This is a genomic window from Streptomyces sp. UH6 (assembly GCF_013421635.1).
In the GTDB taxonomy this organism is placed as follows: domain Bacteria; phylum Actinomycetota; class Actinomycetes; order Streptomycetales; family Streptomycetaceae; genus Streptomyces; species Streptomyces abyssomicinicus.
In genome coordinates, this window is record NZ_JACADT010000644.1 from 1 (window position 1) to 3323 (window position 3323).

Below are 3323 nucleotides of genomic sequence, written 5' to 3' on the forward strand. Positions count from 1 at the left end.
CGCTGGCGGCGGTCGGTCCGCAGCCCGGCAGCTACCTGGGCAAGGGCTTCGACGCCTGCGCCGCCCCCTCGACGGCCGCGATGAACGCCTGGCAGGCGAGCTCCCCCTACAGCGCCGTCGGCGTCTACATCAGCGGCTCCTTCCGCGGCTGCTCGCAGCCCAACCTGACGGCGAGCTGGGTGACCACGCAGACCGCCAACGGCTGGCGCCTGTTCCCGATCGACGTCGGACGCCAGGCGCCGTGCACCAACTTCTCCCTGAAGATGTCCGCCGACCCGGCCACCGCCAAGTCGCAGGGCGTCACCGCCGCGGCCGCCGCGATCACCGCCGCGTCCAACCTGGGCATCCCCGCGGGCAGCGCCATCTACAGCGACATCGAGGCGTACACCTCCACGGCCTCCTGCAAGGCGGCCGTCCTGTCGTACCTCTCCGGCTGGACCGAGCGCCTGCACAGCGGCGGCTACCTGTCGGGCTTCTACTCCAGCGCCGCCTCCGGCATCAAGGACGCGGCCTCCGAGTACAACAGCCCCGCGTACACCCGCGTCGACCACCTCTTCTACGCCTGGTGGAACAGCGCGGCCGACACCAACACCGGTTCCTACGTCCCGTCGACCTACTGGGCGAACCACCAGCGGATCCACCAGTACGTCGGTGAGGTCACCGAGACCTACGGCGGCTACTCGATCAACATCGACCGCGACTACCTGGACGTGGGCACCGGAGGCACCACCCCGCCCCCGGCCACCTGCACCGGCGCCAACCTCAGCTTCACCGCGTACGCCACCGTGCAGAGCGGCTCGAGCGGTGAACTGGTCAAGGCCGCCCAGTGCCTGCTGACCGCGGCCGGCTACAACCCCGGCTCCCCGGACGGCGTCTTCGGCTCCGGCACGGCGACCGCGGCCCGCAACTTCCAGAGCGCGAAGGGCCTCACCGCCGACGGCGTGGTCGGGCCGAGGACCTGGACGGCGCTGCTCGCCCGCGGCGCCACCACCACCGTGCAGAGCGGTTCGACGGGTGAGGCGGTCACCCGGCTCCAGCGCGCGCTGACCGCGGCCCTCGGCCGGACGGTGGCCGTCGACGGCGTCTTCGGCTCCGGCACCGGCCAGGCGGTCCGCGACTACCAGTCCTCCCGCGGGCTGACCGTCGACGGCATCGTCGGCTCCGGCACCTGGGGCGCCCTCCAGGCGGGGCGGTGAGGTGACGCCATGAAACGACTCCGCCATCTTTTCGCCCTGTTCGCCGCGCTGACCGGGCTGCTCCTCGGCTCCGGCGCCCCCGCCCAGGCCTTCGCCCAGGCCGCGTTCCCGCTGGCCGCGAGCGGCAGCCGGGGCACCGACGTTGTCGCCCTTCAGCACCTGCTGACCGCGCACGGCCGTTCGGTCGCGGCCGACGGCGTCTTCGGCTCCGGCACCCGCGCCGCCGTGGTGGCGTTCCAGCAGGCCGAGGGCCTCACCGCGGACGGCGTCGTCGGTGCCGCCACCTGGGGCGCGCTGGTGCAGACCGTCCGCGAGGGAGACGACGGCCCCGCGGTCATGGCGCTCCAGGCCCAGCTCAACGCCAAGCGGGGCGCCGGTCTCACCGTGGACGGCGACTTCGGCCCGGCGACCGCCTCAGCGGTGCGGACCTTCCAGTCCCACGCGGGGATCGGCGCGGACGGGGTGGCCGGCCCTGCCACCTGGAAGAACCTGCTCTGGCACTACGAGAAGATCGACTTCGGGCCCGGCACGATGTGCGCCCAGAGCCCCGACGGCAACGCCAACGCCCACTGGGCCACCGCGGGCGCCGTCGCCCAGCTGGAGGCCGCCGCGTCCGCCTTCGCCACGTCCGGCAACGGAAGGCTCCCGGTCGGTGACGCCGGCTTCGAGCACGGCGGCGACATCCCCGGCCACGCCAGTCACGAGGTCGGCGTGGACATCGACGTGTGGCCCGTGCGCACCGACTCGGCCCAGTGCACCGCCGGCCGCATCACCTGGCAGTCCTCCGCCTACGACCGCGCGGCCACCCGCCGTCTGGTCCAGGAGATCCGCGCCAAGGCGCCCGGCCGCGTCGAGCTGATCTTCTTCAACGACCCCCAGCTGATCGCCGAGGGCCTGACGACCAGCTACGCCAACCACGACAACCACCTGCACATCCGCTACCGGTAGGCGGACGCCGCCGGGGGGGCGTGCGGGGCCACGGCATCCACCGGGCCCCGCACGCACCCGCCGCCGGGTCCACGGGTGCCGTGACCCCGATCCGCCGGCCTGCGCGTCAGCCCCGTGCGGGCACGGCGAACATGCTGGCCGCGTTGTAACCCGAATGAGGGTAGGCGGCGCCCCACCGCGCGGCTTCCGGCTGGGTGCGGGGGAAGTCCGCGGCCACCAGCGTCGCCAGGTCGAAGTAGGCCTGGCGGGTCCGGGGCTTCAGCTGGTCCAGATCGACCTCGGAGCCCGCGGCGAGGTGCTCGTCGAAGGGCACCGTCACGACGCCGCGGCAGCGGGCGCGGAAGTGGTGCACGACGTCGTCCACCCGCACGTTCCTGCTCTTCCTGCGGGCCTCGCAGATCACCGTGATGCTCCGCTGGACGAGGTCCTCGTAGTGGTGCGCGCCGAGCCAGTCCAGGGTCGTACTGGCGCTGGTGGCGCCGTCCACGCTGGGCGTGGCGACCACGATGAGCTGGTCCACGAGGTCCAGGATGCCCCGCATCGCGCTGTGCAGGAGGCCGGTCCCGGAGTCGGTCAGGATGATCGGGTAGTGCTGTCCCAGGCAGCCGATCACCTGCCGGTAGTCCTCGTCGTCGAACGCCGTGGAGAGCGCGGGGTCCGCCTCGTTGGCGAGGATCTCCAGTCCGCTCGGGGACTGGGAGGTGAAGCGCCGTACGGCCATGTAGTTGTCGATGTTCGGGATCTCCGCCACCAGGTCACGGATGGTGGCGCCGGTCTCGCAGCGCACGCGCCGGCTGAGCGTTCCCGCGTCCGGATTGGCGTCGATCGCCACGACCCGGTCCTGGCGTTCGGTGGCGAGGGTCGCGCCCAGGACGGTCGTGGTGGTCGTCTTGCCGACGCCGCCCTTGAGGCTGATCACGGCGATCTTCTGGCACTGCATCACGGGGGTGCGCAGGACGGCCAGCTTCTGCTCGCGTTCCCGTTCCGCCTGCCGGCCACCGATGCGCAGCCGGTTCAGTCCGCGACGCTCGCCCGGCTTGTTGCGCAGCAGGCGGTCGGACGACAGCTCGACCGCGGCGCTGCGGCCCAGCGTCCCGGTCCGGGCGCCCCGGTCCGCTCCCGGCCATTGCTCCGCTCCGTGGTGCGCCGGCGGGCCGTAGTACGGCGGCATCACGGGAG

3 protein-coding genes are annotated in these 3323 nt (G+C 72.9%); 2 read left to right on the forward strand and 1 reads right to left on the reverse strand.

Features of this window, described 5'->3' with window-relative positions; genetic code table 11:
* Together HW445_RS23550 and HW445_RS23555 are read left to right on the forward strand one after the other, a co-directional pair.
* Positions 1-1196, forward strand: a 1196-nt coding sequence (locus HW445_RS23550; RefSeq protein ID WP_180222953.1) for a glycoside hydrolase domain-containing protein, incomplete at its 5' end; no start/stop codon positions are given.
* A 9-nt stretch (positions 1197-1205) separates the two neighbouring features.
* The gene (locus HW445_RS23555) at positions 1206-2144 is read left to right on the forward strand and encodes a penicillin-insensitive murein endopeptidase (RefSeq protein ID WP_180222954.1); all 939 of its coding nucleotides are present in this window, start codon (positions 1206-1208) and stop codon (positions 2142-2144) included.
* A gap of 106 nt (positions 2145-2250) precedes the next feature.
* Here HW445_RS23555 and HW445_RS23560 read toward each other — a convergent pair.
* Positions 2251-3323 (reverse strand): MinD/ParA family protein (locus HW445_RS23560; protein ID WP_180222955.1); only part of this gene is annotated, 1073 nt, incomplete at its 5' end.